Below are 25364 nucleotides of genomic sequence, written 5' to 3'. Positions count from 1 at the left end.
ACCGCCAGTACCCTCGCCGCCCCGGGCTCTACACGTGCTTGGGGAGATCTGGAGACAACCGAGACCCCGCCAAGAGGGGGCGCAGCGGGAGCGACGGAGGATCTAGGGTGGGGCGACCCGTCCCGCTCATCTCGGAGGCCACCCACGTGGACACCATGACCCCCGTCTACGGCTCGAGCACGCTGCTGCTGATCGCTGCGCTCGCCGTCGCCGCGCTCCTCGTCCTGATCATCGTGCTGCGCATGCATGCCTTCGTGGCGCTGGTGCTCATCAGCTTCCTCACCGCGATCGCCGCCGGCGTACCCGTCGCCGACGTGCCGACCATCGCCATAGCGGCCTTCGGCAGCACGCTCGGCACCGTCGCCCTGCTCGTCGGGCTCGGCGTGATGATCGGGCGCCTGCTGGAGGTGACCGGGGGAGCGCAGGTCCTCGCCGACACCCTCGTCGGACGCTTCGGCGAGAAGCGCGCGCCCCTGGCGCTCGGCGTGGCGGCCCTGCTGTTCGGCCTGCCGATCTTCTTCGACGCCGGGCTCGTGGTCTTCCTGCCGATCATCTTCTCGGTCGCCAAGCGCTTCGGCGGCTCCGTCCTGATGTACGCCCTCCCGGCCGCGGGTGCCTTCGCCGCGATGCACGCCATCGTCCCGCCGCACCCGGGCCCGGTCACGGCGGCCACCGAGATCGGCGCCAGCATCGGCCTCACCCTGCTCGTGGGCGTGGTCGTGGCAGTCATCGCGTGGTTCGTCGGCGTCTACCTCGCCACGATCACGTGGCTCGGCAAGGTCTACGTCCCGGTCGACGACTCGGTCCTCACCGGCGGTCGCGAGGCCGACACCGACAACCCGCCCGCCTTCGGGCACGTGCTCGGCATCCTGCTCCTCCCGCTCGTGCTCATCGGTGCCAACACCGTCCTGACGACCCTGCGGACCAACGGCTCGATCGCCGAGGAGGGCACCCTCGTCGACGTCTTCGTCTTCATCGGCCAGACGCCCGTCGCGCTGCTCATCGCGCTCCTCGTGGCGACGTACACCCTCGCCGTCCGTCGCTACTCCCTCGCTGAGACCGAGTCGCTGCTCAACGACTCCCTCGGCCCGATCTGCGCCATCATCCTCATCACCGGTGCGGGCGGCATGTTCGGCGGCGTGCTCCGCTACAGCGGCATCGGCGGCGCGCTGTCCGACTCGCTGGCCGACCTCGGCCTGCCGCTCATCGTGAGCGCCTTCGTCATCGCCACCATCCTGCGCGTCGCCCAGGGCTCCGCCACCGTCGCGCTGACGACCACTGCCGGACTCATCTCCGCCGGCGTCGCCGACGCCGACCCGTCCAGCCTCCAGCTCGTCGCGCTCGTGCTCGCGATCGCGGCGGGTGCCACCGTGCTCTCGCACGTCAACGACTCGGGCTTCTGGCTGGTCGGCCGGTTCTTCGGCATGGACGTCAAGACGACGTTGAAGACCTGGACCGTCATGGAGACCACCCTCGGCATCAGCATCTTCGTGCTCGCCCTCGGCCTCTGGGCGGTCGGATGAGATCACCCGACGCACCGCTCCACCTCGTCTTCATGGGCGTCTCCGGGTCGGGGAAGTCGACCGTCGCGCGCGCGGTGCAGGAGCGCCTGGGCTGGGAGTTCGCCGAGGGCGACGACTTCCACCCGCCGGAGAACGTGAAGAAGATGAGCGAGGGGACCCCGCTCACCGACGCCGACCGCTGGGGATGGCTGGAGTCGCTGGCGGAGTGGACGGCCGAGCGCGACGCGCGCGGCGAGCCGACGCTCATCGCCTGCAGCGCCCTGCGCAAGGCCTACCGCGAGGTGCTGCGTCGCGGCGGCGAGGGCACGTTCTTCGTGCACTGCACCGGCGACAAGCACATGCTCCTCGGCCGGATGAACGCCCGCGACCACTTCATGCCGCCGAGCCTGCTGGAGTCCCAGCTCGACACCCTCGAGCCGCTCCAGCCCGACGAGCACGGGATGGACGTCGACCCGGCGCTGCCGGTCGAACGGCTCGCAGCGATGGTGCTGGCGCGGCTCGGCCTGCCCTGAAGACGGGCATGGGACCGGCCGCGCCCCACCACGCCGGGGCCGCGGGTCAGCCCTTCCGACGTGCGCGCAGCACCGCGTCCGCCACCGCGATCTCCTCGCCGGTGTGCGGGTGCGCCTGCGTGCGCGGGCGTGCCTCCGACACCTCGACGACCCACTGTGCTGGATCCTCGGGGTTGTCGAGCAGCGCCGGCACCAGCTCGTCGGCGGTGAACATGAACGAGGTGTGCCCGTGCCGCAGGCCGGTGGCGAGGTCGTCCGGGTGGTGCCCGACGACCAGCAGCGTGCCACCCGGCGCGACCGCGGACGCGAGTCGTCGTACGACGTCGGGCATCGCGCCGTCGGGCAGGTGGAAGAAGTGCGACGTCACGAGGTCCCACGTCTCGCCGGCCGGCTCGAAGGTGCGTACGTCGACCCGGCGGGTGTCGACGCGGTCGCCGACCCCGGCCTCCTCGGCGTGCTCGGCCGTGCGGGCCAGCGCCGCCTCGGCGAAGTCGACGGCCGTCACCTCCCAGCCCTGCGAGGCCAGCCAGATCGCGTCGCCGCCCTCGCCGCAGCCGATGTCGAGGGCGCGACCCGGCGCGAGTGACGGCGCCTCCGCCGCGAGCTGGACGTTGACGCGCCCGCTCCACACCCGGTCGCCGGAGTAGCGCTCCTCCCAGGCAGGCTGCTCGAAGAAGCCGTCGCGCATGGCCCGGACGGCCTTCGCTGCGTCGGCGTTGGCCAGCTCGGCGTTGATCCACGCGCCGACCCGGTTGCCGTGCGCGGCGGAGGCCATCAACGTCATCGCGATGTCGGTGGCGTTGCCGGCGGCGAACACGCCAGGGACCGAGGTGGCGCCGGTGGGCTCGGCCGCGATGACGGAGCCCAGCACGGCGCCGTTCATCTCGAAGGGCTGCGGCTCGATGCCGAGCGGACCGAGGTAGTCGGCACGCACGTGCGGCTTCGACGCGACGACGATCGCGTCCCGCTCGAGGACGGTGCCGTCGGCCAGACGCAGCCCGACCAGCGTGTCACCGTCGGTGACGACCTCCTGCGGCGTGCCGTGCGCGAACCGGACGCCGATCGTGCCCAGCTTCTCCACCTCCTCGTCGGGCAGCTCGACACCGTCGTGCACGACCATCACGACGTCGTCGGACAGCTGGCGGAACAGCAGGCCCTGGTGGGCCGCCATCGGCGTGGTCGCGAGGATCGCCAATGCCTGGTCCCGCACCTCCCAGCCGTGGCAGTAGGGGCAGTGCAGCACGTCGATGCCCCACCGCTCGGCCAGCCCCGGCACGTCGGGCAGCTCGTCGACGACACCGCCGGTGACCAGCACCCGGCGGGCGACGTACCTGCGTCCGCCCTCGGTCGTCAGGAGGAAGTCGTCGACCTCGCCGGACAGCCCGACGACGCGGTCGGCGACGACCTCGACGCCGTACGCCGCCACCTCGGCGCGGCCGTCCTCGAGCAGCTGCAGCGGAGGGACGCCCTCGCGCCCCAGGTAGTTGTGGGCGTGGTCCGCGGGCGCGTTGCGGGGCTCGCCGGCGTCCAGCACCAGGACCCTCCGCCTCGACCTGCCCAGCGCCATCGCGCCGCTCAGCCCGGCCGCGCCGCCGCCGATGACCACCACGTCGTACGTCTCGTTCTCACTCATGCCGCCAGCATGCAGGGGTGAGTGCAGGGTTGACAAACATCCTTGCTGAAGTGGCAAACTGAAGGCATGAACGACGACGACGTGCTGCAGGCAGTCGGGCCGCGGCTGCGCCAGCTGCGGCTCGAGCGCGAGGCCACGCTGACCGACCTCGCGGAGGAGACGGGCATCTCGGTGAGCACCCTGTCGCGGCTGGAGTCCGGCCAGCGCAAGCCCACCCTCGAGCTGCTGCTGCCGCTGGCGCGCGCGCACCGCGTCGCCCTCGACGAGCTGGTCGACGCGCCCGAGACGGGCGATCCGCGCATCCGCTCGAAGCCGGTCGTGCGGCACGGGCGCACCTTCATCTCCCTGACCCGGCGCCCGGGCGGGCTCCAGTCCTACAAGATGGTGATGCCCGTCGAGGATGCCCCGGCGCCGTCGCTGCGCACGCACGAGGGCTACGAGTGGCTCTACGTCCTCAGCGGGAAGGTCCGCCTCCTCCTCGGCACCCGCGACCTCACCCTGGGGCCGGGCGAGGTCGTCGAGTTCGACACCCGCACGCCGCACTGGATCGGCAACCCCGGCCCGACGCCGGCGGAGGTGCTGGCGATCTTCGGCCCCCAGGGCGAGCGGATGCACGTCCGCTCCTGAGGGTGGGCCGAGCCTTGGCGGGCGGTGGCACCGTGGGCGCATGGCGATCCGCACCGGCACGAGCGTGAAGTGGAAGTGGGGCTCCTCGTGGGCCGAGGGCACCGTGAAGGAGGTCCACCACGAGGTGGTCTCCCGCACGACCAAGGGCGAGAAGGTCACCCGCAAGGGCAGCGACGACGACCCGGCGTACGTCATCGAGCAGGAGGACGGCACCACCGTCCTCAAGCTCCAGAGCGAGGTCGAGCGCGCCTGACCGCTCGTCACCTGTCCGCGGGCGTGTGCCGTCCGCCAGCCAGCCGAGCAACGTAGGCAGTTCGTTTCTCTCGCCCCCTGCCCGAGCGTGCCCGGGTGTGGCAGGCCTGCGAACTGCCTACGTTGGTCGGTTCGAGGACGCCGTGGGCCCACTACGGGTGGTCGGTGTGCGCAGCGCCGGAGCCTGCCGCAACTCCGCCGGCCGGGGAAGGCCCGAGGAACCTTCGAACGCTCTTAACATCCCGGGTGCCCAGTTCTGTGAAAACGCCACGGAATGTCGCCGAACTCCTTAGGTTGAGCCTGCGCCGGTCCCCACCGGTGCGCTCGGGACTTCGACGTAGTCGCTCACCAAACGCGAGGCACACATGACTCAGGATGCAGCCCAGGCCCGGAAGGGCGCTGGTCTCTCGGTCGCCGGTTGGCCACTGGGGCGGAAGATGGCCCTGGCCCTGGCGATCCCGCTGCTGCTCGCGGCCGTCCTCGGTGGGCTGCGCGTCGCCGGCGACTACGGCGACTCCCGGCAGGCCGCCCGGAGCGCCCAGCAGGTCACGATCATCCAGCCCGCCGTCGACTACCTGACCGCGTCCGAGGCCGCGATGGTGGCGGCGCAGTCCGACAGCGCCTCCAGCCAGGGTGACCTGGTCGACGCGATCAGCGACATCTCGAGCAACGCCGAGGCCCTGGTCGAGGCGCGCGACACCGCTGACCTCGACGAGCTGCAGACCGCCCACGTGAACGCGCTGCTCGACCTGAGCCAGGCGATGCGGGGCGAGGGCGCCGAGACGCTCGGCCCGGCCACCTGGATCGCGCTCGTGCGTCAGCTCGAGTCCAGCGTCAGCCAGCTCATCACCAGCGTCAACGCCGCCCAGGAGACGCCCGAGCCGCGCCTCGAGCAGCTCTCCCAGGCGATGAGCGGTCGCCTGTCCCTCGCGCTCCAGCAGGGCCTCATCGCGACCTCGCTCTCCCAGTCCAGCTCCCAGGAGCTCTTCTCCGAGATCGGCGTCGAGGCCGCGGCCATCGACCGTCTCGCTGGATCGGTCGAGGGCGCCGACGACCAGACCGCCCTCCTGCGTCAGCAGAACACCCGCCACGCCGGGCAGATCCGGGACGACGCCGCCACCGACCTCGACGGCCGCGACGCCTACGCGCCGTACGACGAGATCACCGAGACGCTGGTCACCGGTGTCACCGAGACCCTCGACGAGGCCGCCGGTGCCGCCCAGCGCAACGCCCTCGTCGGCGCCGTGCTCACGCTCCTCGCGCTCGCCGCGGCGATCGCCCTCGCCTTCTTCATCGCCCGCAGCCTCCTCGGGCCGATCGGCAAGGTCCGCGACGGCGCCCTCGCGGTGGCCCGCCACCGCCTGCCCGACGCGGTCGCCCGGATCCGGGCCGGTCAGGAGCCCGAGCCGATCAAGACGATCGACGTGCACACCAACGAGGAGATCGGCCAGGTCGCGCGTGCGGTCGACGACCTCCACCGCCAGGCCATCCACCTCGCCTCCGGCGAGGCCCAGCTCCGCCAGACCGTCAACGCGATGTTCGTGACGCTCTCGCGCCGCTCTACCTCGCTGGTCAACCAGCAGCTCGCCCAGATCGAGCGCCTCGAGCACGACGAGGAGGACCCCAAGCGCCTCGAGTCGCTGTTCCGCCTCGACCACCTCGCCTCGCGCATGCGTCGTACGGCCGACTCGCTGCTGATCCTTGCCGACGCCCCCAACCGTGCCGCCGGGCAGTTCAGCCTCACCGTCGGCGAGGCCCTCCAGGCCGCGACGTCGGGCGTGCAGGACTACCAGCGCGTGCAGATCCTCTCCAACCTCAACACCCGGGTCGGCGACGAGGCCGCGGCCGACGTCGTCCACCTGCTCACCGAGCTCGTCGACAACGCGCTCAGCTTCTCGCCGCCGGCCGAGCCGGTGCGCCTGGCCGCCAAGCAGGGTCCCGACGGCGTGACCATCACGGTCACCGACTCCGGCCTGGGGGTGCCGCCGGCCGAGCTCGAGCAGCTCAACAGCGACCTCCAGCACGGTGCCCAGGCCACGCCCGACACCGCTCGTCGCATGGGACTGTTCGTCGTGTCCCGGCTCGCCGAGCGCCACGACATCCAGGCCCACCTGGCGCGCAACCCCGGTGGCGGCATGACGGCCACCGTGCTGCTCCCGCCGTCGGTGCTCCCCGACGTGCCGCAGTCCGGCGCACCTGCGGCCCCCGCCCCGGCCGAGGCCGCCACGACGAGCACGCCGTCGTCCGACTCCACGGAGCTGGTCGGCGCCGGCGCCGGAACCGCTCCCGTCCTGTCCAAGCGCGAAGCCCGCAACCGTGCCCGCGCCGAGAAGGCCGAGGCGAAGGCCGCTGAGCGTGCCGCCGCCACCGAGGCGAAGGCCAAGGCCAAGGCCGCCAAGGCGGAGGACGAGCTGGAGGCGCTGCCCGCCACGGCCGGTACGACGGACGCTGCCGCCGGCCCGGCCAGCGAGCCGGCCACCCCGGCCGCCGCAGCTGCCGCGTCGCCCTCCACCTCGGAGCCGACCCCGGACCGGCCGCCGCTCGGCAGCCTCCTGCCGCGCCGCGACCCGGGTGCCAACATGCCCCGCACGGGTGCCGAGGCGTTCCTGCCTCCGGAGACCTCCGGTGCGACCGGTCCCCTCTTCGGCAAGCGCGCCGACACCGCTGGTGCGACCGCCGACGCCAAGGCCGACGCCACCGGCGGCGAGGGTGCCGCGACCGAGCGTGCCGAGAAGGTCGCCCGCGTCGTCCCGATCACGGCACTGGCCTCACGCCAGCGTGCCCAGGCCGAGCAGGAGGCCCGGAGCGCCGAGATGAGCGCCGAGGAGCCCGCCGCCGAGCAGCCCGCAGCCGAGCAGCCGGCAGCCGAGGAGCAGACCGACCAGCCCGTCGAGCAGCCCGCCCGGGCCTTCGACCCGCTGTCCGACCCGCTGCCCGTCGAGCGGACCGACGAGCCCGCCGCCGAGCAGGTCGAGCCCGAGGTCGAGCCCGCGGTCACCGAGCCTGAGGCCGACGCAGCTGAGACCGCGGCGGAGCCCGAGGCCCAGCCCGAGCCCCGGACCGAGCCCCGGACCGAGCAGGCAGAGGCCGAGCCGGCCGCCCACGTCGACCGGGACGAGGTCGAGGTCGACGCCGCCGACCCGCTGGGTCTCGGCACCCCGGCGCAGCCGGTCAGTGAGCCCGAGCCGGTCAGCGAGGCCACGGCCGAGCCGGTGGCCGAGCCCGAGGCGCGGCCGGAGCCCGAGCTCGAGCCGGTGCCGTCGTACGACGCCGCCACGCTGCTCACCGACGGCCACGGCCTCCCGGGAGCGAACGGCCACGGCACCAACGGGCACGGTGCCAACGGGCACGGCACGAACGGCCACGGCACGAACGGCCACGGCACGAACGGCCACGGTTCCAACGGGCACGGGAGCAACGGCCTGTCGCACGGAGCCGAGCCGGCCCGAGCCGGCGGTGAGTCGCCGATCTTCAAGTCGATGCGCTCCGGGTGGCTCGCCGGCGAGGGCAAGGGCGAGTGGCACGAGACCGAGGTCGACCGCGGCTGGGAGATCGCCGAGCACGTCACCGAGCCGGCGCCGGTCGCCGAGTCCACCTCGGCCGGACTCCCGCGCCGTGCCCCCGGTGAGCGCCTCGTGCCCGGTAGCGTGACTCCGCCCACAGCCGCCAAGACGCGCGACCCCGAAGCGATCCGCCGCCGTCTCCAGGCTCACACCGCGGGTGTCTCCCGCGGACGACGAGCAGCCCAGAGTTCCACCCAGCACACGGAAGCAGGCCCCGCATGACTCACGACACCTCCGCCGCCCCCGTCGCCAGCACGGCTGGCGACGACCGAGACCTCGACTGGGTGATGTCGCGCTTCGTCGACGACGTACCCGACGCGGCGCACGCGATCCTCGTGTCCGCCGACGGTCTCCTCATGGCCTCGAGCACCAGCATCCCGGGTGAGCGCGCCGAGCAGGTCGCGGCCGTCTCCTCCGGTCTGGCCAGCCTCGCGGTCGGCGCCGCCCGCCTCTTCGAGGGCGGATCGGTGATGCAGACCATCGTCGAGATGGAGATGGGCTTCCTGATGCTCATGAGCGTCGGTGACGGGTCCAACCTCACCGTGCTCACGACCGAGGAGGCCGACATCGGCCAGGTGGGCTACGAGATGGCCCTGCTGGTGGACCGCGTGGGACGTACCGTCGAGGCCCAGGCCCGCGTCGGTACGGGCGGCTGAGCCGGACCCTGCCATGACGCCGCCACCCGAGCCGGACGACGAGGGCTACCGCCCTCGGCTGATCCGGTCCTACACCCTCACCGCAGGCCGGACGGCCTCGAAGGTCGAGCTGGCCATGGAGGCCACGCTCCGCCTCCAGGCGGGTGCGGAGGCACCCGTGCTCTCCCCGTCCGCTGCGCAGGTTCTCGAGGTCTGCGACCGGCGTTCCGTGGCCGAGGTGTCGGCCCTCACCAAGATGCCGATCGGCGTCACCCGGGTGCTGCTGGGTGACCTGATCGAGCAGGGCCTGGTCCGCATCCAGGCCACCATCAACGACAGCACGTCGACAGATGAGCGTCTCGAGCTCATCGAAAGGACCCTCCGTGGACTTCGAAACTACTAAGGCACAGCGCGCGGCCGCGTCGACGAAGATCGTCATCGCCGGCGGCTTCGGCGTCGGCAAGTCGACGCTCGTGGGCGCCGTGTCCGAGATCGACCCACTGCGCACCGAGGCACTCGTCACCAACGAGTCCGAGGGTGTCGACGACCTCGCTGCCGTGCCCACCAAGGCCACCACGACCGTGGCCATGGACTTCGGCCGCCTGACGCTGGCCGAGGACCTGGTGCTCTACCTCTTCGGCACGCCCGGTCAGCGCCGGTTCTGGTTCATGTGGGACGACCTGTGCCGCGGCGCCATCGGCGCCATCGTGCTGGTCGACGTGGCGCGTCTCGACGAGTCGTTCTCACCGCTGGACTACTTCGAGTCCAAGGGGATCCCGTTCATCGTCGCCGTCAACGAGTTCGACGGCGTCCCGCGCTACCCCGCCGAGGAGATCGCTGCCGCGCTGGCCCTGCCCGCCGACGTACCGATCATCAGCCTCGACGCCCGCGACCGCGAGCAGGCCAAGGGTGCGCTCGTGAAGATCACCGAATACGCCCTCATGCGACTGCGCGAGTCGCTCACCGTGAATGCGAACTGACGCCATGACCCGCACCGTCCGACGGCAGCCCCGACGAATGGGCCCTGCCCGCACGGCCCTGGCCGCCCTGTCCTCCGTGGCCCTCGCGGCCACGCTGAGCGCCTGCGGCGGCAGTGCCAGCGCCGACGAGGCCGACGCCCTGAGCGAGGTGTCGCTGGTCTTCAGCGGCGCGCTCACCGTCTGCACCGACATGCCCTACGCGCCGTTCGAGTACGAGGAGGGCGGCAAGCCCACCGGCTTCGACATCGACCTGGTGCGCAAGGTCGCCGACGGCCTCGACGCCGACCTCGACGTGATCGACGTGTCGTTCGACGACATCACGTCGGGCAACTCGCTCAACAACGACGTGTGCGACGTCGCCATCTCGGCGATGACGATCACCGGCGAGCGGGCCCGCGTGCTCGACTTCTCCAGCCCCTACTTCGACGCCAAGCAGGCGCTCATCACGCCGCGCGGCTCGGGCCTCGACGAGCTCCCGGAGCTCGCCGGCAAGCGGGTCGGGGTGCAGAAGGAGACCACCGGCGAGACCTACCTGAGCGACTTCGCCCCGGAGACCACCCAGGTGGTGGCGTACGACGACGCGGCGGGCCTGCAGGCCGCGCTGGCGGCGGGCGAGCTCGACGCGGCGATGCTCGACAACACCGTGTCGGGCCAGTTCGTCTCCGACAACCGCAAGCTCAAGCTGTCGCGGGAGTTCGACACCGGTGAGCAGTACGGCATGGCGGTGAAGAAGGACGGCAACATCCCGCTCCTGCGCGCCATCAACGGCACCCTCGCCGACCTCCGCGAGGACGGCACCTACGACGAGATCTACGCCACGTACTTCGGCTGATCCACACGCGCACGCGGCCCGGCAGGACTCCTGCCGGGCCGTTGCGCGTCCGGCGACGGGCCGGCTAGGGCGCGATCGTGAGGAAGAGGAACGCCGCCAGGAGCACGAGGTGCACCCCGCCCTGGAGCGGCTTCGCCCGGCCCGGTACGACGGTGAGGATCGCGACGGCCGCGGTGAGGACCAGCAGCACGGTCTGGAGCTGGTTGAGGCCGAGCTCGAGCGGCCCGTCGAGCCAGATGCTGGCGACGGCGATCGCGGGGATGGTGAGGCCGATCGACGCCATCGCCGAGCCGAGCGCGAGGTTGAGGCTGACCTGGACGCGGTTGCGGGTCGCGGCCCGGACGGCCGCGATGGTCTCGGGGGCCAGGACGAGGAGCGCGATGACCACGCCGACTACCGCCGGCGGGAAGCCGAGCGCGGCCACGCCGGACTCGATCGCGGGGGACTCGATCTTGGCGAGGCCGACGACGGCGACCAGCGCGACGACGAGCAGGCCGAGGCTGGTGAGCGCGGCCCGGTCCGTGGGCGGGTCGGCGTGCCCGTCGTGGTCGAGGTCGACCGGCTCGTGCTCGAACGACCCCGCGTCGGCGGCCGCGCGCGCGGCGGCGGCGTCCGCGGCGGCCTTCGAGGTGACGAGGGGCGAGTGGGCCTCCTGCGTCACCGGCAGGAAGAAGTCGCGGTGCCGGATGGCCTGGGTGAAGACGAACATCCCGTAGAGAGCAAGGGAGGCGATCGCGGCGAAGGCCAGCTGGGCGCCGGTGAACTCCGGCCCGGGCTGCGAGGTGGTGACCGACGGGACGACGAGGCAGAGCACGGCGAGCGCGATGACGGTGGCCAGCGCGGCGCCGGTGCCCTCGGGGTTGAAGACAGCGAGGTGGTGCTTGAGCGCGCCGACGAGCAACGAGATCCCGACGATGCCGTTGAGCGTGATCATGACCGCCGCGAAGACGGTGTCACGCGCCAGGCCCGCGGTGTCCTTGTCAGTGGTGACCATCAGCGTGACGATGAGCCCCACCTCGATGATCGTCACCGCGACCGCCAGCACCAGCGAGCCGTAGGGCTCCCCGACGCGGTGGGCGACGACCTCGGCGTGGTGCACGGCCGCGAGCACGACGCCGACGAGCAGGATCGAGAGGACCCCGAGCACGGGCGCGCTGTCGGGGTGCAGCGGCCAGGCGATCGCGAGGGCCACCGCGGCCAGCAGCGGGGTGACGGTGGTCCACGAGAGCCGGCGCATGGCTCAACCCTAGGGGCGCGGAGTCAGCGGGCCTCGGCCATCCTCAGCCGTCGGGCGTGGTGAGCTTCTCCAGCCGCGCCCGCAGCAGCGGGACCCGGTGGCTGTTGCCCTCGAGGGTGACGTACTGCTCGCCGAAGATCGCCAGCAGCGCGTCGTCGAGGCGGCGTACGGCGCCGGCGGGGTAGCGGTAGCCCATGCGCCGGATCACCGCGTCGGCGTCGACGGAGGTGAGCAGGTCGGCGAGGTCGTCGATCGTGTCGATGCCGAGCTGGGTGAGCAGGCCGGCGATCCAGTCGTAGTGGTCGGTGTGCGACCAGCCGGCGTCGCTGTAGTGGCCGGCCAGGAAGGTGGCCAGCTCCTGCCCGACGATGTGGTCGGCGTCGGCCTCGACGGAGCTGCCGGGCGCGGCCGCCTGGATGCGCTCGCGGATGGTGGCGAACTCGCGGTCGGCGAGCTCGATCAGCCCGGCGGCGAGGGTGAACCGGCGGTCGAGGTCGGCGGCGGCGTCCTCGGGGACGTTGCCCTTGTAGCGGATGTCGTGCTCGAACTCCGCCCACGCGTGCTGCAGCACCGTGCGGACCTGGACGCTGGCCCGCTCGCCGACGAGCTCGGGGTGCTGCTCGTCGTCGGCGTCGGTGCGGACGAGCAGGTGCCGGCTGGCGTAGCCGAAGCGGCCGGCGCGTGCGGTCTCCTCGCCGAGGTCGCGGTCGTCGAGGATGGTGAGCTCCTCGTCGAGCAGCTCGGCGACGGCGGCCACGTCGCTGTGGACGTAGGTGATCACGCGGACGCCGATCTGGTCGGTCACCTCCTGCAGCGGGTCGGCGTACATCGGCCGGCCGTCCTGCGTGCGGTTGGCCTTGGCCGCGAACGACGCGACGCTCTTGGTGCGACCCGTGACGCTGAGGTAGTCGATGCCCGCGTCGTCGAGCAGGGTGCGGACCAGCGTCACCCACCCGGCGGTCGCCGCGACGAGCTGCGGTTGCCGGGCGGCGTACGCGCGGACGGCCTCGCGGACCGGCTCGGCCTGGTTCTCGGGGCCACTCATGGCGCCAGCCTGCCAGTGCGGGCCGCACGGCGTCGACGCGACGTCCCGCGTGCCGACGTCCCGCGTGCGAGCCTTCCGGGGGAGCCGGCCGCGCGTCGTTATCGTCGAAGCACCATGAGCACCTCACCGCGCCGCTCGGGCGCACGCACCCGGCCCCACCCGGCCGCCTCTGCGGTCTCCGCTGCCGTGGTCGCCCTCGCCCTGGCGGCCGGGCTCGCGGCCTGTGGGGACGAAGACGGCGGGACGGCGACCGACCCGGCACGTACGACGAGCACGCCCACCCCGTCCGAGACGACCAGCGAGAGCCCCACCGAGACGCCAGCCGAGTCGCCGACGAAGACGCCGTCCACGTCGATGCCGCCCGAGTCCGCGCCGATCCGGACGACGGGGTCCGCCGGCGTCTCCGAGGCGGTCATGGTCAGCGCGACCGAGGGCGGCGGGTCGCCGTCGACGATGGCGATGGCGCTCGACACCGAGCAGGCCGTGGCCGACTTCGTGGTCGGGCTCGGAGCGGGCCTGCCCGAGCTGGTGAGCGCCGCGGTGACCGACGTGAGCTCGCCCGGCGCGACGCCCTACGGCGCCGTCGTGTCCACCGGGTGCGAGCCGCCGAGGAGCGTGGCGATCGACGCCGGCGAGGCCGGCTTCCAGGTCGTCCCGATGCTGCCGAAGAACACCGTGCAGTGCTTCGCGCCGGTCACCTACGTCGTGGTCTTCGCCGCGCCCGACGCCTGAGCGGACGCCCCGTCAGGGGACCGGCGGCGTGGTGGGTGGCGTGGTCGGCGCCGGCGTGGGGGTGGGCGTCGGCGTCGGGGTCGGGGTCGGCGTCGGGGTGGGCGGCAGGATCGGGAGCACCGGCGGCAGCTCGCCGTGGTAGACCACGCCGAACCCGTTGGGCACCAGTCGCTCGCTGCCGTCGGACGGCTCGTTGACGATGCCGAACGCCCCGGTGCCGGTGCGGGAGTACATCGCCGAGGAGCCGCCGCCGTCGAGGTTGATGGCGTTCTCCGCGCCGAGGGCGGTCATCATGTCGGCGAGCTCGACCATCGTGTAGCCGCGGCTGACCGACGAGCGCCCGTCGACGACCAGGATGAGGAGCTTGCGGCCGTCGGCATCGATGCCGACCGCCGTGCGCGGGTGGGCGATGGTGTTGTTGACGACGGTGCGGATTCCGTTGGCGAGCAGTGGGCGGTCGCCGCTGATCGCGACGGTCGGCTTGCCGCCCACCATGCGCTGGGAGATCGTCAGCTTCTTGCCCCGCTTGAGGGTCTTGAGCTTGGCGGCGGCGGGGCCGGTGCCGATGAGCACCCGCTCCTTCTGCTTGATCTTGCGGCCGTCGGAGAGCTTGGGCCGGTTGGAGATGACGCGGTTCTTGCGGAGGACCACCTCGCGCGCCCGCTTCTTGCCGTCGGTCACCTTGTAGCCCTCGGTGCGGTGCCAGTCGGAGGTGAAGACGCCGATCTGGCCCGACGGGACGATCGGGTGGTTGACGCCGCTGACGGTCCACTTGCGGCGCTGGCGGATCGTCCAGTCGATGGCCAGGGGGCTGACGTGCGGGCCGGCGTCGTCGAACCAGAGCGACGAGTTCACGCCGGGGATCCAGCCCTCGCGCGACCCGGTGAGGATGCCGTCCTCCCGGTTGATGGTCACGCCGAGCGGCGCGTCGGTGCTGCCGATGTCGAAGAAGTCGCCGTTGACGGCGGTCAGTGCGTCGTTCCACCCGCCGAGCTGGCTGACCTTCTTGCGGCTGGTGACGTAGGTGGGGGAGAGCTCCTCGAACGAGATGTTGGCGGCGTCGAGGCTGACGGTCACGAGGTTCATCCGGACCTGACCGATCGGCTGGCGGCCGTCGACCTGGTCCCACTCGCGCAGGACGACGCCGGGCGCGATCTCGTAGCTGACGTCGTTGAGCACCCGGGCCGCGCGGCCGCGCGCGTTGACCGGGGGCCCGACCACGACGCCGGGCTTGCCGTCGGAGGTCTGGTTGCGGCCCCGGTAGCCGCTGTCGCCGCCGTACATCAGCCCGCGGCCCTGCGCCTCACCGGTGCGGTCACCGTCGTCGGCGACCGAGGGTGCGACGCCGACGTTGAGCGCGAGCCCGGCGACGAGGACCCCTGCGGTCGCGAGCGTCAGCGCCCGCCCGCGAGCGGGAACCGGGCGACGTGCGGAGGGCTGGGAACGGCGCGTGGAGGAAGACACGCGCTCCACAGTAAAGGACGTCGTGGGACTGGTGGGAAAATTGGGACCACCGATCTCGGCCGGCTACCGGGAACCCCGCTCCGCGAGATCGTGCACGTCGAGGCCGCCGCCGACCGTCTCGGCGACGGCGGCCAACCTGGCGCGGGTGATGTCGGCGACCGTGGCGAGGCCGGCGAGGCGGGCGTTGGAGCCGTCCCGGGTCGGCTCGGCGGAGTTGATGCTGATGCAGCGCCGGGTCCCACCGTCGGCGGCGTTGGCGAGCGCGACGGCGTGGCCGGTGGTGCCGCTGCCGGCGAACGGGTCGAGCACGACCGCGTCAGCCGGCAGGGTGGACAGGATCCGGCGGACGAGCCCGGTCGGCTTGGGCGACTCGAAGACGTGGCCGACGAGCGCCTTGAGCTCGGCGACGGCCGTGTCGGTGGACCCGATCTCCTCGGCCAGCCAGATGGTGCGCAGCTTCTTGCGGCGCCCGCCCTCGCGGTGCAGCCAGTCGCGCTGGAAGATGTCGGCGCGCTCCCCGCCGCGGCCGCGGATCACCCGGCACTCGAGGTCGTCGGGGCGCTCCTCGACCCGCGGGCGCGACCACCGCCACACCGCCGGGCGCCCGTCACCGAAGACCGGCGTCAAGGCCGTGCTGCCGTCGAACGCGGTGGTCGAGACCCGCCCCGTCATCGGGTCGCCGTGCAGCGGGTAGTGGAGCGTCGGCGTGGTGACGGGGTTGAACTTCTTGTTGGTGTTGCGCAGCGGCAGGTAGCGGAAGCGTCGCCCGTCGGGCGAGGTGAGCGGGAAGTCGGCCTCGTCGACGGCCTCGGTGGTGGACCCGTCGACCAGGCAGGAGGGCAGGTCGCGGGCGTACGCCAAGACGTACTCGTGGCTGGTCGCGAACCCGCGGCCGAGCTGGCGGCCCTTCGGGTTGAGGTTGACGACCACCTGGGCGAGGAAGTTGGCCTCGCCGAACACCTCGTCCATCAGCAGGCGCAGGTGGGCGGCCTCGTTGTCGTCGATGCTGACGAACACCGCTCCGTGCGGCGCCAGGACCTCCCGGACGGCCTCGAGGCGCGGGCGCATCATCGCCCGCCACGCCGCGTGCCGCCCGGCGTACGGGTCGGCGTGGGAGCCGTCGCGGAAGCGGTCGGCGTACGCGAAGTCGTTGCCGGTGTTGTAGGGCGGGTCGGTGTAGACGACGTCGACCGAGCCGGCCGGGAGCAGCGGGAGCACGTCGAGGTTGTCGCCGACGTGGAGCGTGTTCCACACCGGTGCCGACGCGCCGCCGGTAGGGGGCGCGGGCTCGTCGGGCACGTGCGACAGCCTAGGCGCCGGCAGCGCGCTCGAGGGCGGTGAGCTCCTCGTCGAGGTACTGCAGCAGGACCTGGAGGTGCGGGACGGTGCGCCGGCAGCCGGTGAGGCCGAAGCACATCTTGCCGTCGTAGGAGGTGCAGGTGATGTTGAGCGCCATCCCGTTGATCGGGATGGAGAGGGGGTAGGTGCCGGTGAGCTTCGCGCCGTTCCAGTAGTGGGTGGTGCGCGGACCGGGGACGTTGCTGACGATGAGGTTGTAGGGCGGGCGGACGATGCCCTGCATCCGGAGGAACGGGCCGAGGATGGCGGGCGCCTGCCCGAGGGCGCTCATCGCCAGGATCTGCGTCGGCGTCATCACCGAGAGGCTGTCCTTGCCGTCCTTCATCGAGCGGTGGATCGCCGCCAGCCGGTCGGCCGGGTCGGGCAGGTGGGTGCCGAGCTGCACCATCACGGAGCCGACCGCGTTGCCGCCGTCGGCCGAGGCGAGCTGCGACTGCTTGGCGTTGAGGCCGACCGGCACCATCGAGATCAGCGTGGTGTCGGGGAGCGCGTCGAGGTCGAGCAGGTAGGTCCGCATCGCGCCGCTGACCATCGCCAGCACGACGTCGTTGATGGTGGTGCCGGTTGCCTTGCCGACCGCGCGGAGCCGCTCGACCGGCCAGTCCTGGGCCGCGAAGCGGCGCGACCCGGTGATGTTCTGGTTGAGCATCGTGCGGGGCGCGTAGAGCGAGAGGGCGGAGGTCTCGTTGCGCACGCTCTTGTTGAGGGTCCTGACCAGCGCGCCGGGCATGCCGGCGGCCTCCGACGCGATCGCGAGCGCCGTACGCAGCGTGGCGGCCGTGACGTCGGACAGCGAGGTGTCGCCGCTGCTCGCCGGCTCCTCACGCGGCGCGCGCGGGCGCAGTGCCCACGGGGCGGGCATGTCGCGCTCGTCGGGGTCGGTCGACAGCACGCTCGCGAGGAGGCGCATCGCCGAGACGCCGTCGACGAGGGCGTGGTGGGTCTTGGTGTACATCGCCACGCGGCCGTCGCGCAGGCCCTCGATGACCGTGGCCTCCCACAGTGGACGCTCCCAGGCCAGCCGGGTGCTGTGCAGCCGCGAGCAGAGCTCGAGCAGCTCCCGGATGCGTCCGGGCTTGGGCAGCGCGCTGTGCCGGACGTGGTGCTCGATGTCGAACTGCTCGTCGGGCACCCAGACCAGCTGCCCGGCCGTACGCGCCGAGCGGTGCGGGTGCTTGAGGAAGAGCGGCGCGACCTGCTCGACGTCGCGCATGTGCTCGTACATCTCGCGGACGTAGCCGCGGCCGGCGCCCTCGGGCTTCTCGAAGAGCTGGAGCCCGCCGACGTGCATCGGCATGTTGCGGTTCTCGGCGAGCAGGAAGCCGGTCGCGGTCGGGTCGATCGGGTCCACCACTGGCTGCTCCTCCGTTGGGCCTCGGGCCGCGGAGCGGCGAGGTCCGGGCATCCTCTCGCCCCGGGGCGAGCGCCACAAGGCCACGACTGCGGGAGGTGTGCTCAGGACTCCAGCGAGTGGGCCAGCTCGTCGACCAGGGAGTCGACGACCGCGACGAGGTCGCCGCCCGACTCGTGGGCGACCGCCCGCTGGCGCTGGTAGGACGCGCCCCGCACGGGGATGTCGGCGACGGTGCGCAGCTCGGCCTCGCAGCCGAGCCGTTTGGCCACGGGCGTGAGGTGCTCGAGCAGGTCGGCGAGGTCCTCGGTGACCAGCCGCTCGCGGTTGCGGTCGTCGAGGATGACGATCGCGTCGAGGCCGTAGCGGGCGGCGCGCCACTTGTTCTCCTGCACCTGCCACGGCGGCAGGGTCGGCAGCTCCTCGCCGGCGGCGAGCCGCGTGTCGAGGTCGACGACGAGGCAGTGGACGAGCGCGGTCAGGGCGCCGAGCTCGCCCAGGTCGGACATGCCGTCGCAGACGCGGTGCTCGAGGGTGCCGAGGTGCGGAGCGGGGCGCAGGTCCCACCGCACGTCGGCCATCGAGTCGATGATCCCGGTGGTCGTCTGGTCGGCGATGCACTTCTCGAACTCGGTCCACGTGTCGAACGCGAAGGGCAGCCCGGCGGTGGGGAGCTGCTGGAACATCAGCGCGCGGTTGGACGCGTAGCCGGTGTCCTGCCCGGCCCAGATCGGGGAGCTGGCCGAGAGCGCGAGGAGGTGGGGGTACGTCGTCAGCATCGATGCCAGGACCGGCATCACCCGGTCGCGCTCGGGCATGCCCACGTGCACGTGGACGCCCCAGATCAGCATCTGGCGGCCCCACCACTGCGTGCGGTTGATGAGCTCGGCGTAGCGGTGGCCCTCGGTGAGCTGCTGGTGCGACCAGTCGGCGAAGGGGTGCGACCCGGCGCCGAGGAGGTCCACCCCGAGCTCGGCGGCCGCGGGCCTGACGACGGCCAGGGTGTCGCGCAGGTCGGCGACGGCCTCGCCGGCGTTGTCGCAGATGCCGGTGACCACCTCGATGGTGTTGCGCAGGAGCTCTTTGTGCAGCCGATCGGGCCGGTCGAGTCGACCGCCGGCGAGCTCGTGCACCTCGGAGGCGACGCTGACGAGGTCGCGGCTGGTCCGGTCGACGAGCGCGAACTCCCACTCCACCCCGAGCGTCGGCTCCGGCGACGCGTGGAAGTCGATGCGCATGGCTCGAGTCTAGGGACGCCCCTGCAGGGCAGGCTCACCCCTGTGTCGGGTCGGATCCGGCCTTTGCCACCATGGCCGGGTGGACCAGCTGGACGGACGATCGCGCACGCCGGACGACGACGATCCGCAGGACGGGCTGGACGCCCGGCTCGAGGCCGAACGGGCTCGTGAGGTCCACCTGACGATGGACCTCTGCCTGCGCATCGGCGAGATGCTGCTGTCCTCCGGCGCGGGCGCGGCGGACGTGACCGCGACGATGCGCTCGGTCGCCGACCACCTGGGCCTCCGCGCGGCCGAGATCGACGTGACCTTCACGGCCTTGTCGATGAGCCACCAGCGCTCGCCCGACGACGTACCGACGCTGATGCTGCGCCACGTCCAGCAGCGCGACATCGACTACGAGGACCTCACCGCGGTGGACCACCTCGTGCGCGACGTCCTCACCGACCAGGCCGACCTCTACCTCGCGCGCTCGCGGATGGCCACGATCGTCTCGCTCGGCCACGCCCTGCCGCGCTGGGCCGTCACCGTCGCGTGGATGGTGATGGCGGCCGCGGTCGGCGTCTTCCTCGGCGGCGGGCCGGTGGTCTCGGTCGTCGCGGCCGTGGCGGCCGCCCTCATCGACCGGGTGCAGGTCGTGCTCGCGCGCCGACGGCTGCCGTTCTTCTACCTCCAGGTCGCCGGCGGCGCGATCGCCACGCTGCTGGCCGCGGGGGTGGCGGCCACCCCGATCGAGGTGGACCCGTCGCTCGTCGTCACCGCCAACATCATCATGCTGCTCGCCGGGATCGGCCTGATGGGCGCGGTGCAGGACGCGCTCACCGGCTTCTACCTGACCTCCAGCGCCCGGCTCATCGAGGCGATGATGGCCACCGCGGGCATCATCGCGGGCGTCGCACTGGGCATCTCGGTCGCCGAGGGTGTCGGCCTCGAGCTCGGCCAGCTGGTGCCCGGTGCACTGGGCATCTCCGACCTGCCCGCGGTCCTCGGCGGTGCCGCGGTCTCGGCGGCGGCGTTCAGCGTGGCGTCGTACGCCCCGAGGCGCGCCGTGGTGCCGATCGCGCTCATCACCGCCGTCGCGGCGCTCATCTCGCAGGGCATCTCGGTGGCCGGCTTCGGGCGGGCAGCGGCTGCGGGCGGGGCGGCGTTCTTCATCGGCCTCGTGGCCTACGCCGTCGCCGGGCGCGTGCGGGTGCCGCCGCTGGTGGTCGCGGTGCCCGCGATCGTGCCGTTCCTGCCCGGCCTGTCGATCTACCGCGGCCTGACCTTCCTCGCCGAGGGCGGCGCCTTCGTCTCCCAGGGCATCCTCGCCCTGATGACGGCGATCTCCGTCGCGATCGCCCTGGCCTCGGGCGTGATCCTGGGTGAGTACGTCGCCCAGCCGCTCAAGCGGGAGGCGCGCAAGCTGGAGAGCAGGTTGGCCGGGCCACGGCTGGTCGGCCCGTTCCGCGCGATGACCCGGGCCGAGCGGCGGGCCCTCAGACGGACGTCAGACGGCTGAGCTCGACGAACCAGCGCTCGTGCGTGCCGTCGTACGGCGGCAGGCCGGCGCGCACGGCCGCCAGGAGCTCGTCACAGCTGGCCTGCGCGGCCTCGACGACGTGCGCGGGGTAGCCGAAGGCCACCTGGTGCTCGGCGAACTCGTCCTCGTCGTCGACGAAGATCTCGCCCGCCACGCGACCGGAGCCGACGGCAGCGCTGTAGACCTTCTCAGGCAGCGGGTCGGACAACCGGATGACGTCGAGGTCGAGGTCGACGGCGCGCAGGACGTCGCCGTCCCACGTCGCGGGGCTCGCGACGTCGACGTACAGGTCGCACCAGATCCCCGGTGCCTGGAAGGTGGGCAGGTGCCAGCGGTCGGGCTGGACGAGCGTCACGCAGGCCACCTCGGAGTGGAACTCGTAGCCGGGGCGCCGGTTGTGCGTGCCGGCGGGGAAGCCGAGCCACTCGCCGTGCTCGTCGGCTCCGAGGTAGACGCCGTCGAACCGCCAGTGCGGCCGGTCGCCCCACTTGGTCATCTCGCAGCGGATGGCGGTCCCGGGCTCCATGGGGTCATCTCTACCAGTCGAGTCGGCGCATCCTGCGTCCAGTACGGGGTCGAGTCGGCGCATCCTGCGCGACCGGACGGCAGGATGCGCCGACTCGGCGCGCTGAGGAGAGCAGGATGCGCCGACTCGACCTCAGCGGAGGCGGGAGGCGACCCGGGCGAAGAGGTCCTGGTAGCGGGCACCCATGATCCGGGCGACCTGGTGGATGACGTGGGCGTCGAGGCCGACGAGGACGCGCGGCTTCCCGGCGAGCGCGCCGTCGAGGATGATCTCCGCGGCCCGGTCGGGCGACATCTTGGCCAGCTTCGTGTCGAACAGCGCGTCGATGCGGGCGGCGTCGAGACCGGCGGCCTTGCGCCCGTGGCGGCTGATGCCGGTGCGGATGCCGCCGGGGTGCACGCACGTCACCGTGACGGGGTGCCCGGCGACCAGCATCTCGCCGCGGATCGCCTCGGTCAGCCCGCGGACGGCGTACTTGGTGGCGTTGTACGCCGACTGCCCGGGCACGGAGACCAGACCGAAGAGCGAGGAGATGTTGACCAGGGCGCCGTCGCCCGACGCGATGAGGTGGGGCAGGAACTCCTTGGAGCCGTGGACCACGCCCCAGAAGTTGATCCCGACGATCCAGTCGAGGTCGTCGTAGGTGAGGTCGGTGAAGTCGCCGGTCGCGGTCACACCGGCGTTGTTGACCACGAGGTCGACCCGGCCGAGATCCTCGACGACGGCGGCGGCCCAGGTCGCCACCGCGGCCCGGTCCGAGACGTCGACGACGTCGCTGCGCACGGTCGTCGCACCCGCGTCCTCCGCGAGACCCACCGTCTTGGCGAGGCCGTCGGCGTCCCAGTCTGACAGGGCGAGGAGGGCGCCCGCCCGGGCGCTGCGGACGGCGAGGGCGCGTCCGATGCCGGACCCCGCACCGGTGATGACGACGACCTTGTCGGCAAGGGTGGTCAGGCTCATGCCGCCACCGTAACCAGCGGTTACGAGGGCAGCGTGACGGTGATCGTCGTGTCCCCGGGCCGGCTCTGCAGCGTCACGCGCCCGCCGTGGGCCCCGACGATCGCCTCGACGAGCGACAGCCCGAGCCCGGCGCCGCCGCGGGTGCGGGCGGCGTCGCCGCGGGTGAAGCGCTCGAACGCGTGGGGCGCCAGGTCGGGGGCGAAGCCGGGGCCGTCGTCGTGGACGGTGAAGCCCTGGCGGGTCGCGGTGACGGTCACCGTGCTGCCGGGCGGGGTGTGCTTGCGGGCGTTGGCCAGCAGGTTGCTGACGACCTGGTGCAGGCGGGCCTCGTCGCCGGTCACGGTGATGGGCTCGTCGGGCAGGGAGAGCCGCCAGGACCGGTCCGGGTCCACGACGCGTACGTCGTCGACGGCCTCGAGCAGGAGCCGCGACAGGTCGACCGGCTTCTGCTCCAGCGGACGGCCGGAGTCGAGACGGGCGAGCAGCAGCAGGTCCTCGACCAGCGCCGTCATCCGCGCGGACTCCGTCTCCACCTTGTCGAGCGCGGTGCCGCTGGTCTCGGGGCGGTGGCGGGCCAGCTCGGTGTAGCCCGCGATCGTCGCCAGCGGTGTCCGGAGCTCGTGCGAGGCGTCGGCGACGAACTGCCGCACCTGCTGCTCGCTGCGGTGCCGCTGGTCGAGCGAGTCCTCGACGTGGTCGAGCATGGCGTTGAGCGCCGAGCCGACCTGGCCGACCTCGGTCCGCTCGTCGGTCAGCCGCTCCGGGACACGCTCGGTCATCTCGATCTCGCCGGCCGCCAGCGGCAGCTCGGCGACGCGGTGCGCGGTCGCCGCGACCTCGCGCAGCGGCGCCAGCTGGCGGCGTACGACCCAGGTGCCGGCTGCCGCGGCGAGCACGACGCCCAGCAGCGTGGCCAGCGCCTCCAGCCGCAACAGGTCCGTGATCGTCTCGTCGACCTCCTGCATCGGCAGCCCGGCGACCACGCGGCCGCCGTCGAGCTCGGCGACGGCGACGCGGTAGTCGCCGAGGCCGGGCAGCGTCACGGTGCGCAGGTCGCGCTCCGCGTCGTCGAGGGCGGACAGCGCGTCGAGCTGGTCGTCGGAGAGGGCGGTGGACGCCTCCCAACCCCGGCCCTCCTTCTCCGACACCACCATGCCCTGGGCGGTCCCGTCGTCGGGCAGTGCGGCTGTGAGCAGGCCCAGCTCCCTGACCTGGCCGAAGTCCTCCTCCCCCCGGACGTCGCCCGGCGTGCGGGGAGCCGGTCCGCCGGGGCCGTCCAGCGTGCGGGCCAGGGTGGCCCGCACGTCCTGGTCGAGCCGGCGCTCGAGGTTCTCCCGCATCGCCAGGGTCGTCGCCGTGGCGATCACCGCGGCCGTGACGACGACGAGCAGCACCACGACCGCGACGAGCCGCGCTGTCAGCGTCCGGGGGAGGGCGGGACGTCGGGCGCCGAGCGGGGTCACGGCGCCGGCTTCAGGACGTACCCGGCGCCGCGCATCGTGTGGATCATCGGCTCGCGACCGGCGTCGACCTTCTTGCGCAGGTAGGAGATGTAGAGCTCCACGACGTTGGCCTGCCCCCCGAAGTCGTACTGCCAGACGCGGTCGAGGATCTGTGCCTTGCTGAGCACGCGTCGCGGGTTGCGCATGAGGAAGCGCAGCAGCTCGAACTCCGTCGCGGTCAGGGTGATCTCGTCGTCGCCGCGCCGTACCTCGTGGCTGTCCTCGTCGAGCGTGAGGTCACCGACCACCAGCACGTTGCCGGCGTCGGCCCGGGCGGCGGTGCCGCCGCGCCGGATCAGCCCGCGCAGCCGGGCCACGACCTCCTCGAGGGAGAACGGCTTGGTGACGTAGTCGTCGCCCCCGGCAGTGAGGCCGGCGATGCGGTCCTCGACCGCGTCCTTCGCTGTGAGGAACAGGACCGGTACGTCGCTGCCGTCGGCGCGCATGCGGCGCAGCACCTCGAGGCCGTCGAAGTCGGGCAGCATGATGTCGAGGACCACCGCGTCGGGACGGAAGTCGCGCGCCGCGGCGACCGCGTCGCCCCCGCTGTGGGCCATCCGGAGGTCCCACCCCTCGTAGCGCAGGGCCATCGCGAGGAGCTCGGCGATGTTCACCTCGTCGTCGACGACGAGGACGCGGACGGGGGAGCCGTCGGGGCGGGTGAGCTGCTGCACGGACAGCATCCTGCCGGGGCTTGCTGTGGAGTTCCTGTGAGGCGGCTGTCAGCGGCCCAACGAGGAGTTGAGGCGGGCCGCCTCCTTCGTCAGGTGCGTGCGCTCGGGGAGGTTGGTCGCGAGGTCCGCGGCCTCGGCGTAGAGCCGCGCGGCGGTCGCCAGGTCGCCGGACCGCTCATGGAAGTACGCCGCTGCCGCGCGGTGGCGGGGCAGGCCGGGGTCCACCTCGGCGAGCGCCGCGAGGCCCGCCCGGGGACCGTCGGCCTCGCCGACGGCCACGGCCCGGTTGAGCCGCACGATCGGGCTGCCGGTCAGCGCCAGCAGCTCGTCGTACCACTGCACCACCTGCACCCAGTCGGTCTCCGCCGCGCTCGGGGCGTCGGCGTGGAGGGCGGCGATGGCCGCCTGGAGCTGGTACTCACCACGGCGCTGCTTCGCGAGCGCGGCCTGCAGGACCGCGACGCCCTCGATGATGAGCGCGGTGTCCCACCGGGAGCGGTCCTGCTCGGCGAGCGGCACCAGCGTGCCGTCGTCGCGCAGGCGCGCCGGACGCCGGGCGTGGTGGAGCAGCATCAGCGCGAGCAGTCCGTCGGTCTCGGGGTCGTCGGGCCGCAGCCTGGCCAGCTCGCGGGTCAGTCGGATCGCCTCGGCGGCGAGGTCGACGTCGCCGGTGTAGCCCTCGTTGAAGACGAGGTAGAGCACCCGCCGCACGGTCGCGAGGTCGCCCGGGGTGTCGAACGACTCGCCGGCCACCGTCCGCTTCGCGCGGCTGATCCGCTGCGCCATCGTCGCCTCCGGCACGAGGTAGGCCTCGGCGACCTGCTTCGTGGTCAGGCCGGCGACGGCGCGCAGGGTCAGTGCGACGGCGGATGCGGGCGTGAGCGCCGGGTGCGCGCACAGGAAGAAGATGCGCAGCGTGTCGTCGGCCGTCTCGGTCGGACCCTGCTCCGGCTCGAGGTCGACCGCGACCTCGCGCCGCTGCCGGGCGGTCTCGGACCGTACGACGTCGAGGAAGCGCCGCCAGGCGACGGTGACCAGCCAGCCCTTGGGGTCCCGCGGCGGGTCGTCGGGCCATGACCTCAGCGCCTCGAGGAGGGCGTCCTGCACCGCGTCCTCGGCCGCCGCGAAGTCTGCTCCGCGGCGGACGAGGATCGCGATGACCTGGGGCACGACCCCGCGCAGGACCGCCTCGTCCAC

The 25364-nt window shown here is 72.7% G+C and carries 23 protein-coding genes; 11 read left to right on the top strand and 12 right to left on the bottom strand.

Features of this window, described 5'->3' with window-relative positions:
- The first annotated feature begins 107 nt into the window (after positions 1-107).
- Entirely contained in the window at positions 108-1523 is a 1416-nt protein-coding gene (locus HOO61_RS00675) for a GntP family permease (protein WP_216658496.1), read from the top strand.
- Positions 1520-2035 carry a gluconokinase gene (locus HOO61_RS00670; RefSeq protein ID WP_172256003.1) on the top strand — a complete coding sequence of 172 codons (516 nt, stop codon included), beginning with the start codon at positions 1520-1522 and terminating at the stop codon, positions 2033-2035. The genes HOO61_RS00675 and HOO61_RS00670 overlap by 4 nt, the downstream gene beginning before the upstream one ends.
- A 46-nt stretch (positions 2036-2081) precedes the next feature.
- Here the strand turns inward: HOO61_RS00670 and HOO61_RS23870 are convergent, their stop codons facing one another.
- Positions 2082-3668: a bifunctional NAD(P)/FAD-dependent oxidoreductase/class I SAM-dependent methyltransferase gene (locus tag HOO61_RS23870; RefSeq protein WP_172256001.1), complete on the bottom strand. Its 1587-nt coding sequence runs from the start codon at positions 3666-3668 to the stop codon at positions 2082-2084.
- A 66-nt stretch (positions 3669-3734) separates the two neighbouring features.
- Between HOO61_RS23870 and HOO61_RS00660 the strand changes: the two genes are divergently transcribed.
- The 7 genes from HOO61_RS00660 (at position 3735) to HOO61_RS00630 (ending at position 10557) form a co-directional block, all read left to right on the top strand.
- Positions 3735-4295 carry a helix-turn-helix domain-containing protein gene (locus HOO61_RS00660; RefSeq protein WP_172255999.1) on the top strand — a complete coding sequence of 187 codons (561 nt, stop codon included), beginning with the start codon at positions 3735-3737 and terminating at the stop codon, positions 4293-4295.
- A 40-nt stretch (positions 4296-4335) separates the two neighbouring features.
- A complete protein-coding gene (locus HOO61_RS00655; protein ID WP_172255997.1) occupies positions 4336-4548 on the top strand; it encodes a DUF2945 domain-containing protein in 213 nt (70 codons plus the stop codon).
- A gap of 436 nt (positions 4549-4984) precedes the next feature.
- Positions 4985-8332, top strand: a complete 3348-nt coding sequence (locus tag HOO61_RS00650; RefSeq protein ID WP_172255995.1) for an ATP-binding protein — start codon at positions 4985-4987, stop codon at positions 8330-8332.
- Entirely contained in the window at positions 8329-8766 is a 438-nt protein-coding gene (locus tag HOO61_RS00645; RefSeq protein ID WP_172255993.1) for a roadblock/LC7 domain-containing protein, read from the top strand. Before HOO61_RS00650 ends, HOO61_RS00645 begins: the two co-directional genes overlap by 4 nt.
- A 13-nt stretch (positions 8767-8779) precedes the next feature.
- Positions 8780-9148, top strand: coding sequence for a DUF742 domain-containing protein (locus tag HOO61_RS00640; protein ID WP_172255991.1), 369 nt, complete (start codon positions 8780-8782; stop codon positions 9146-9148).
- Positions 9129-9725, top strand: coding sequence for an ATP/GTP-binding protein (locus tag HOO61_RS00635; protein ID WP_056906137.1), 597 nt, complete (start codon positions 9129-9131; stop codon positions 9723-9725). Before HOO61_RS00640 ends, HOO61_RS00635 begins: the two co-directional genes overlap by 20 nt.
- 4 nt (positions 9726-9729) lie before the next feature.
- A complete protein-coding gene (locus HOO61_RS00630) occupies positions 9730-10557 on the top strand; it encodes an ABC transporter substrate-binding protein (protein WP_172255989.1) in 828 nt (275 codons plus the stop codon).
- A gap of 64 nt (positions 10558-10621) precedes the next feature.
- Here the strand turns inward: HOO61_RS00630 and HOO61_RS00625 are convergent, their stop codons facing one another.
- Both HOO61_RS00625 and HOO61_RS00620 read right to left on the bottom strand, forming a co-directional pair.
- Positions 10622-11794: a calcium:proton antiporter gene (locus HOO61_RS00625; RefSeq protein ID WP_172255987.1), complete on the bottom strand. Its 1173-nt coding sequence runs from the start codon at positions 11792-11794 to the stop codon at positions 10622-10624.
- Between the two features lie 43 nt (positions 11795-11837).
- The gene (locus HOO61_RS00620) at positions 11838-12839 is read right to left on the bottom strand and encodes a GTP pyrophosphokinase family protein (protein WP_172255985.1); all 1002 of its coding nucleotides are present in this window, start codon (positions 12837-12839) and stop codon (positions 11838-11840) included.
- 114 nt (positions 12840-12953) lie between these two features.
- On the opposite strand from HOO61_RS00620, the gene HOO61_RS00615 reads away from it, so the two are divergent.
- Positions 12954-13571 (top strand): hypothetical protein, encoded by a 618-nt coding sequence (locus tag HOO61_RS00615; RefSeq protein ID WP_172255983.1) that lies wholly within the window; start codon positions 12954-12956, stop codon positions 13569-13571.
- A gap of 12 nt (positions 13572-13583) precedes the next feature.
- Here HOO61_RS00615 and HOO61_RS00610 read toward each other — a convergent pair whose 3' ends face one another.
- The 4 genes from HOO61_RS00610 to HOO61_RS00595 form a co-directional block, all read right to left on the bottom strand.
- A complete protein-coding gene (locus HOO61_RS00610; protein WP_172255981.1) occupies positions 13584-15035 on the bottom strand; it encodes a phosphodiester glycosidase family protein in 1452 nt (483 codons plus the stop codon).
- A gap of 63 nt (positions 15036-15098) precedes the next feature.
- A complete protein-coding gene (locus tag HOO61_RS00605) occupies positions 15099-16334 on the bottom strand; it encodes a site-specific DNA-methyltransferase (protein WP_367649968.1) in 1236 nt (411 codons plus the stop codon).
- A gap of 10 nt (positions 16335-16344) precedes the next feature.
- Positions 16345-17748 (bottom strand): wax ester/triacylglycerol synthase family O-acyltransferase, encoded by a 1404-nt coding sequence (locus tag HOO61_RS00600; RefSeq protein ID WP_367649967.1) that lies wholly within the window; start codon positions 17746-17748, stop codon positions 16345-16347.
- 101 nt (positions 17749-17849) lie between these two features.
- A complete protein-coding gene (locus tag HOO61_RS00595) occupies positions 17850-18983 on the bottom strand; it encodes a glutamate--cysteine ligase (RefSeq protein WP_172255977.1) in 1134 nt (377 codons plus the stop codon).
- Positions 18984-19062: 79 nt separating this feature from the next.
- Between HOO61_RS00595 and HOO61_RS00590 the strand changes: the two genes are divergently transcribed.
- Positions 19063-20484, top strand: a complete 1422-nt coding sequence (locus tag HOO61_RS00590; protein WP_367649966.1) for a threonine/serine exporter ThrE family protein — start codon at positions 19063-19065, stop codon at positions 20482-20484.
- Here HOO61_RS00590 and HOO61_RS00585 read toward each other — a convergent pair.
- The 5 genes from HOO61_RS00585 to HOO61_RS00565 form a co-directional block, all read right to left on the bottom strand.
- Positions 20462-21031 (bottom strand): DUF402 domain-containing protein, encoded by a 570-nt coding sequence (locus HOO61_RS00585; RefSeq protein WP_172255975.1) that lies wholly within the window; start codon positions 21029-21031, stop codon positions 20462-20464. The genes HOO61_RS00590 and HOO61_RS00585 overlap by 23 nt on opposite strands.
- Before the next feature lie 132 nt (positions 21032-21163).
- Positions 21164-21991, bottom strand: a complete 828-nt coding sequence (locus HOO61_RS00580) for an SDR family oxidoreductase (protein ID WP_253941943.1) — start codon at positions 21989-21991, stop codon at positions 21164-21166.
- Positions 21992-22011: 20 nt separating this feature from the next.
- Positions 22012-23454 (bottom strand): sensor histidine kinase, encoded by a 1443-nt coding sequence (locus HOO61_RS00575; protein WP_367649965.1) that lies wholly within the window; start codon positions 23452-23454, stop codon positions 22012-22014.
- Positions 23451-24176 carry a response regulator transcription factor gene (locus tag HOO61_RS00570; RefSeq protein ID WP_172255973.1) on the bottom strand — a complete coding sequence of 242 codons (726 nt, stop codon included), beginning with the start codon at positions 24174-24176 and terminating at the stop codon, positions 23451-23453. Before HOO61_RS00570 ends, HOO61_RS00575 begins: the two co-directional genes overlap by 4 nt.
- Positions 24177-24215: 39 nt before the next feature.
- Positions 24216-25364: a sigma-70 family RNA polymerase sigma factor gene (locus HOO61_RS00565; RefSeq protein ID WP_172255971.1), complete on the bottom strand. Its 1149-nt coding sequence runs from the start codon at positions 25362-25364 to the stop codon at positions 24216-24218.

Origin of the sequence: Nocardioides sp. zg-1230, from assembly GCF_013155335.1 — a bacterium.
Classification (GTDB): Bacteria; Actinomycetota; Actinomycetes; order Propionibacteriales; family Nocardioidaceae; genus Nocardioides.
This window is presented reverse-complemented; position numbering and strand designations above follow the sequence as displayed.

What these genes read in the sequence shown, in the direction of transcription:
- HOO61_RS00670 (WP_172256003.1), top strand. Translation starts at nt 1,520, where the DNA reads ATGAGATCACCCGACGCACCGCTCCACCTCGTCTTCATGGGCGTCTCC.
- HOO61_RS23870 (WP_172256001.1), bottom strand. Translation starts at nt 3,668, where the DNA reads ATGAGTGAGAACGAGACGTACGACGTGGTGGTCATCGGCGGCGGCGCG.
- HOO61_RS00660 (WP_172255999.1), top strand. Translation starts at nt 3,735, where the DNA reads ATGAACGACGACGACGTGCTGCAGGCAGTCGGGCCGCGGCTGCGCCAG.
- HOO61_RS00655 (WP_172255997.1), top strand. Translation starts at nt 4,336, where the DNA reads ATGGCGATCCGCACCGGCACGAGCGTGAAGTGGAAGTGGGGCTCCTCG.
- HOO61_RS00650 (WP_172255995.1), top strand. Translation starts at nt 4,985, where the DNA reads ATGGCCCTGGCCCTGGCGATCCCGCTGCTGCTCGCGGCCGTCCTCGGT.
- HOO61_RS00645 (WP_172255993.1), top strand. Translation starts at nt 8,329, where the DNA reads ATGACTCACGACACCTCCGCCGCCCCCGTCGCCAGCACGGCTGGCGAC.
- HOO61_RS00640 (WP_172255991.1), top strand. Translation starts at nt 8,780, where the DNA reads ATGACGCCGCCACCCGAGCCGGACGACGAGGGCTACCGCCCTCGGCTG.
- HOO61_RS00630 (WP_172255989.1), top strand. Translation starts at nt 9,730, where the DNA reads ATGACCCGCACCGTCCGACGGCAGCCCCGACGAATGGGCCCTGCCCGC.
- HOO61_RS00625 (WP_172255987.1), bottom strand. Translation starts at nt 11,794, where the DNA reads ATGCGCCGGCTCTCGTGGACCACCGTCACCCCGCTGCTGGCCGCGGTG.
- HOO61_RS00620 (WP_172255985.1), bottom strand. Translation starts at nt 12,839, where the DNA reads ATGAGTGGCCCCGAGAACCAGGCCGAGCCGGTCCGCGAGGCCGTCCGC.
- HOO61_RS00615 (WP_172255983.1), top strand. Translation starts at nt 12,954, where the DNA reads ATGAGCACCTCACCGCGCCGCTCGGGCGCACGCACCCGGCCCCACCCG.
- HOO61_RS00595 (WP_172255977.1), bottom strand. Translation starts at nt 18,983, where the DNA reads ATGCGCATCGACTTCCACGCGTCGCCGGAGCCGACGCTCGGGGTGGAG.
- HOO61_RS00585 (WP_172255975.1), bottom strand. Translation starts at nt 21,031, where the DNA reads ATGGAGCCCGGGACCGCCATCCGCTGCGAGATGACCAAGTGGGGCGAC.
- HOO61_RS00580 (WP_253941943.1), bottom strand. Translation starts at nt 21,991, where the DNA reads ATGAGCCTGACCACCCTTGCCGACAAGGTCGTCGTCATCACCGGTGCG.
- HOO61_RS00570 (WP_172255973.1), bottom strand. Translation starts at nt 24,176, where the DNA reads ATGCTGTCCGTGCAGCAGCTCACCCGCCCCGACGGCTCCCCCGTCCGC.